Genomic DNA, 5,383 nt, shown 5'->3' on the forward strand with positions numbered 1-5,383 from the left:
CGGCGGCGTGCCCAGCTGGAGGAGAGCGTCGCGCGCTATCTGAGCCAACTTGACACGGCCGACCGGCAGGAGCCGACCGAGGCACTGGCCGCGAAGGTGACGAGGCTTACCGAGAAACTGACGAAGCTGAAGGCGGAAATGGGCAAGCTTGCCGTCTACGAGAAGCAGATGCTCGCGTCGCCCGACCAGCAAATCTCTCTCACCGATCCCGACAGCCGATCGATGGCGACGAGCGGCCGTGGTTCCGGCGTCGTCGGCTACAATGTGCAGGTCGCCGTGGATACCGAGCACCATCTGATTGTGACGCATGAGGTCACGAACAGCGGCTCAGATCGGGCTCAACTGGCCAATATGGCCAAGCAGGCCAAGGCTGTTCTGAAGACCGAGACGCTCGAGGCCGTTGCCGATCGCGGCTACTTCAGCAGCCTGGAGATCCTCGCGTGCCACGAGGCCGGCATCACGGTAACTCTGCCCAAGCCGCAGACCTCGGGCGCCAAGTCAGATGGCCGTTTCGGCAAGCAGGACTTTGTCTATTTGCCAGAGGAGGACGCCTATCGCTGTCCAGCTGGGGAGCAACTGCCATATCGCTTTACGAGCGAGGAAGACGGCAAGCGGCTACGGCGCTACTGGACCACAGCCTGTCAAGATTGTTCGCTTAAATCGCAGTGCACGACAGGACCAGAGCGGCGGATTCCACGATGGGAGCATGAGCATCTGCTCGAAGCCGTGCAGCAGCGCCTTGATGCAAATCCACAAGCCATGCGCCAGCGTCGCGAGACAGTCGAGCATCCGTTTGGCACGATGAAGGCCCGCATGGGCGCGACGCACTTCGTGACCAAAACGCTTCCAAAAGTAGCCGCTGAAATGGCACTCTCGGTCCTAGCCTATAATCTAACACGGGTTATGAACATCGTCGGGACCAAGCCGCTGATGGCTGCGATCGTGGCCTGAGACCCACTCGGTTTTTGCTCCCAATACCGACGTCCCTCCCAAGCCGTTTTTACACGACCAAGACCCGAAGCGGACTGTTTCCCGGCAGTGAGGTTGGGCGATCGGTGACATCAAAGCGGGTACAGCAATGCGAGGCGCAGATTTAAACCCGATTGCAGGCTTCACCGCAGCTGTTCTTCCCAATGGCGAAAGATGGCGACCTCATCAGCATCCGCTGCTGGCGGAACAAGGATCGTGGCGCGGCGCGCGACCCGCGGGCTAAAGCCGAACTGCTTTCGAAACGCCCTGCTGAAATGCGCGGCGCTGACAAAGCCATATTGACGCGCGATTTCGCCGATTGAAAGGCCCTCAGCTGTAGTGCTCAGCAAGGCGTGAATAACCTCGAGCCGTCGTTTGCGAACATAGGCCGTGATCCCTCCTGCGTGCGCGAACGCCCGGTACAGACTTGACGGCGACAGGCCGAGCTTGTCGCAGATTTGTTCGGAAGTGAGTTCGCCGGACGTCAGATTCTGGTCGATATAGGATTCGACCCGCTGACGCGCCGTCGCGATCGTTTTGCCGAGCGGCGCATCGCCGGCGGACTGCGTCGCCCGCAGCCCCGCCATCAGCAGACCGACGAACGCGTCCGTCAGGTTTGACATGTCGTCGAGATCCATGTCGGGCAGCTGCCGCACCAGGGAAAGCAGGTAATCGGCGACAAGACGCCCCCACGCCCCCTCGAGGATCAGACCATGATGAGGCGATGGCCCGGATGTTATTTGGGCAAACGCCCGCCTGGAAATTGCGCAGGTGATGCTGTCCATCGCAGAGCCGTCTGACGCAAAGTCGCAAATTGTGTCAAAGACGGCGACCTCCCCTTGCCGCATCGTCTGTTGTTTCTTGCCGCCATCGATCGCAAAATCCATGGTTCCGGACTTCAGCAGCAGAACCAGGATCCAGTCGCGGCCGTCCTGCTGCGCCATCTCGGCCGTTCGCACCATCCTGGCAGCACCAAAGCGGGAATGGGTCATCACCATTTCCCCGAGCGTCCAGGCGTCCACCAGCGCGTCGAATGGAGCGTTGGGAGGGTCGCTGCGCGTGACCTGATGGGTGGTGATTCCTGCGCGCCAAACTTCAAAACGCTGGCTTTCCGGAAAATCAGAGGTGTCGAAGTGCAGAACGGGTATCGCCGCCGCCATGGAACAATCGACCTCTTTCATTTGGCTCCGACCGGGTAGAGCAAATCCCGTACAGCGGCGACGACGGGCTCGTTGCCACCAACTTGCCTCCGCAGTTCAGATGATTTGACCGCTGAAGTCAAAAATATCGTGGGGGTGGAATTGGCCGCGAAATTCGTTGTGTTGTCAGCGGGGGGCAATTATCCAGTACGAGAACTCAAGCCGCATTGGCGTCGCTCCGTGCTTTGCCCGCGGAATTGCGCAATCCAGCGGCTTCTATGATCGAGAGTGCGGCTTTTTGAGATGACGAGGTTGTCGAAACCGAATCGATCATCGGACGAGCCGTATTTGGGATTGGGCTGGCGCGCGCGACTTATCGGCACCACCGCGTTTGCTGGCCTGATGACCGCGGTCCTGGCCGTTTCCGCTCGCGCGGACAGTGAGTGGACCGGCGCGGTCTCGTCAAATTGGTTTATTGCCGGTAACTGGTCGAACGGCGTCCCAACGACGAATGACGTTGTTTGGATTTCAAACAACAGCATTCCGAGCCCGGCGGTCGTCGGGACCCCCGGAGCCGCTGCGTATAACCTGATCGTCGGAAGTAACGCGACTGGTTCGCTGACCATCCAAAACGGGGGCAGTCTCGACGTCCAAAACAATAGCGCTATCGGGTCCCTGGGCGGGAGCGGCACGGTAACAGTGACCGGCCCGGGTTCGACCTGGAGCGGCGGAAGTGGCTTTTTCCAGGTAGGAGTTCATACTGGCAGCATCGGCACACTCGTCATTGCCGCCGGCGGTAGGGTCGTCGCTGCCGGCGACATGACTCTGGGCCTGCAATCTGGTTCCGTTGGTAATGCCGTAGTGGATGGCGCGAACTCGCGCCTGGAATCCTCGCTTATCCTCGGGCAATCCGGAACGGGCACACTCACCGTTTCCAATGGCGGCACCGTTGCGAGCGCGAGCCTGCTCATTGGCGGGAATGCCGGCCTCATCGGCACCGGCACGCTCAACATCGGTGCGGCGTCGGGTCAAGCTGCAGCAGCGCCTGGAGTTGTGAGTGCACCCGAGGTGACGTTTTTTGGTGGTACCAGCACAATCGTTTTCAATCACACGTCGAACAATTACAGCTTCGCGCCAGCGATCTCCGGGACCGGTGCGGTGCTGGTCGAATCCGGCACCACGTTTTTTCCCGGCCAGAATACCTACGGGAACGGCACGTTCATCAAGGGCGGCACGCTGGAGGTCTCGGGTCCCAGTGGCGCCATCAACTCGGGCGCCGCTGTGGCGGTCGGCACGCTCGCCGGCAGCACCGGCACCTTCAAGGTCACCGGTGGCGGTACGGTCACGGGGAACAACGGCCTGATCGGCAGCGCCGCCGGCGCCACCGGCGCCGCGACCGTTTCCGGCGCAGGATCGATCTGGACCAGCACCGCGTTCCTGGCGGTGGGCGATACCGGTAACGGTTCGCTGACTATCGCGAATGGCGGCACGGTTATCGGCAATACGTCGGCCTCTATCGGCTCAGGCGCCGGCACGACCGGAAGCGTCACCGTCACCGGTGCGAACTCGCGGTTTTTCGGGAATTCCAGCATCGCAGTCGGCCTCCAGGGAAATGGATCGCTGCTGGTCGAGGCCGGCGGCGTCGCCAGGGCGCTAAATAGTTTTGTCGGCGTTTTTGGTACCGGCGCGGCGACCGTGACCGGGGCCGGTGCGGCCTGGAATACCGACACGAATTTCAGCCTTGGCGCCAACGGCCAGGGAGCGCTGACGATCGCTGATGGCGGTTCGGTTTCGATCGGCAGCACCCTGACGATCGCGGTGAATGGCGGCTCGACCGGAACGCTGAACATCGGCGCCGCATCCGGTCAGGCAGCGGCCGCCGCCGGCACCCTCGTCACCCCGTCTGTCGTGTTCGGGGCCGGCACCGGCCGGATCGTCTTCAACCATACCGATACGGGCTATGTTTTCGCGTCGGGCGTGTCGGGTGCCGGCGCAACCCGCACCGAGGCCGGCACGACCATCTTCACCGGCACCAACACCTATAGCGGCGGCACGACCATCGCGGGCGGCACGCTGCAGCTCGGCAATGGCGGGACGATCGGATCGATCACCGGCAATGTCACGAACGACGCCACGCTGGCCTTCAATCGCTCCGACACTTATGGCTTCGGCGGGGTGATTTCCGGAACCGGCGTGGTGCAGCAGAACGGCCCCGGCACCACGACGCTGACGGCAACGAACACCTATATCGGCGGGACCGTCTTAAATGCTGGCACCCTGTCGGTCGGAGCCGATACCAACCTCGGCAACGCCGCAGGCGGGCTGAGCTTCAACGGCGGCACCCTGCAGGTCACCGGCACGTCATTCACCGCGACCGCGCGCACCATCAATTGGGGCGCCAATGGCGGCGGCTTCGATATTGCCCATGCCGGCAACGCATTTACAGTGAGCCAGCCGATCGGATCTGGAGGCGCGTTGACCAAGTCAGGTGCCGGAGATTTGGTCCTGACCGCCGCCAACACCTATGTCGGCGGTACCACGATCGTCGCTGGAACCTTGTGGCTCGGCAACGGCGGCACGACGGGCTCGATCATCGGCGACGTCACGAACAACGGCACCTTGGCATTCGATCGCTTCAACGCCTACCAGTTCGACGGCGTTATCGCAGGCAGCGGCGCATTGCAGCAGAGCGGCATGGGCAGCACGACGCTCACCGCTGCCAACGTCTATTCCGGCGGCACCACGATCAGCTCTGGAAGGTTGCAGCTCGGCGCGGGCGGAACAACAGGCTCGATCACCGGTGACGTTACGAACTATGCGACGCTGGCAATCAACCGCTCCAACACCTATCAGTTCGACGGCACCATCTCCGGCTCCGGCGCATTCGAACAACTCGGCACCGGCACCACGATCCTGACCAACGCCAACGCTTACTCCGGCGGCACGACGGTTACAGGCGGCACGCTCCAGCTTGGCAATGGTGGCACGACCGGTTCGATCACCGGGGATGTCATCAACAACGCGACGTTGGCCTTCAATCGGTCAAATGCCTATGGCTTCGGCGGCGTCATTTCGGGCAGCGGCGCGGTGCAGCAGAATGGCCCCGGCACGACAACGCTGACGGCAACCAACACTTATGCCGGCGAAACGGTCATCAGCGACGGTACGCTGTCGGTCGGAGCTGATACCAACCTCGGCAACGCCGCAGGCGGGCTGAGCTTCAACGGCGGCACCCTGCAGGTCACCGGCACGTCATTCACCGCGACCGCGCGCAC

General features: G+C 62.3%; 3 protein-coding genes and 1 pseudogene. 3 read left to right on the forward strand and 1 reads right to left on the reverse strand.

Annotation, left to right across the window (positions count from 1 at the left end; translation table 11 throughout):
* Positions 1-951 (forward strand): transposase (locus tag JQ567_RS37685; protein ID WP_212443505.1); only part of this gene is annotated, 951 nt, incomplete at its 5' end.
* A 161-nt stretch (positions 952-1,112) separates the two neighbouring features.
* Here the strand turns inward: JQ567_RS37685 and JQ567_RS37690 are convergent.
* Positions 1,113-2,150, reverse strand: coding sequence for a helix-turn-helix domain-containing protein (locus JQ567_RS37690; RefSeq protein WP_212443506.1), 1,038 nt, complete (start codon positions 2,148-2,150; stop codon positions 1,113-1,115).
* Between the two features lie 360 nt (positions 2,151-2,510).
* On the opposite strand from JQ567_RS37690, the pseudogene JQ567_RS39170 reads away from it, so the two are divergent.
* Positions 2,511-2,903: pseudogene (locus tag JQ567_RS39170) on the forward strand (hypothetical protein); the annotation flags it as partial.
* Positions 2,904-2,969: 66 nt separating this feature from the next.
* The coding region (locus JQ567_RS37695; protein WP_312017527.1) for an autotransporter-associated beta strand repeat-containing protein at positions 2,970-5,383 on the forward strand (2,414 nt) is incomplete at its 3' end.

The sequence above is a fragment of the Bradyrhizobium sp. AUGA SZCCT0431 genome, assembly GCF_018131065.1.
Lineage (GTDB): Bacteria > Pseudomonadota > Alphaproteobacteria > Rhizobiales > Xanthobacteraceae > Bradyrhizobium.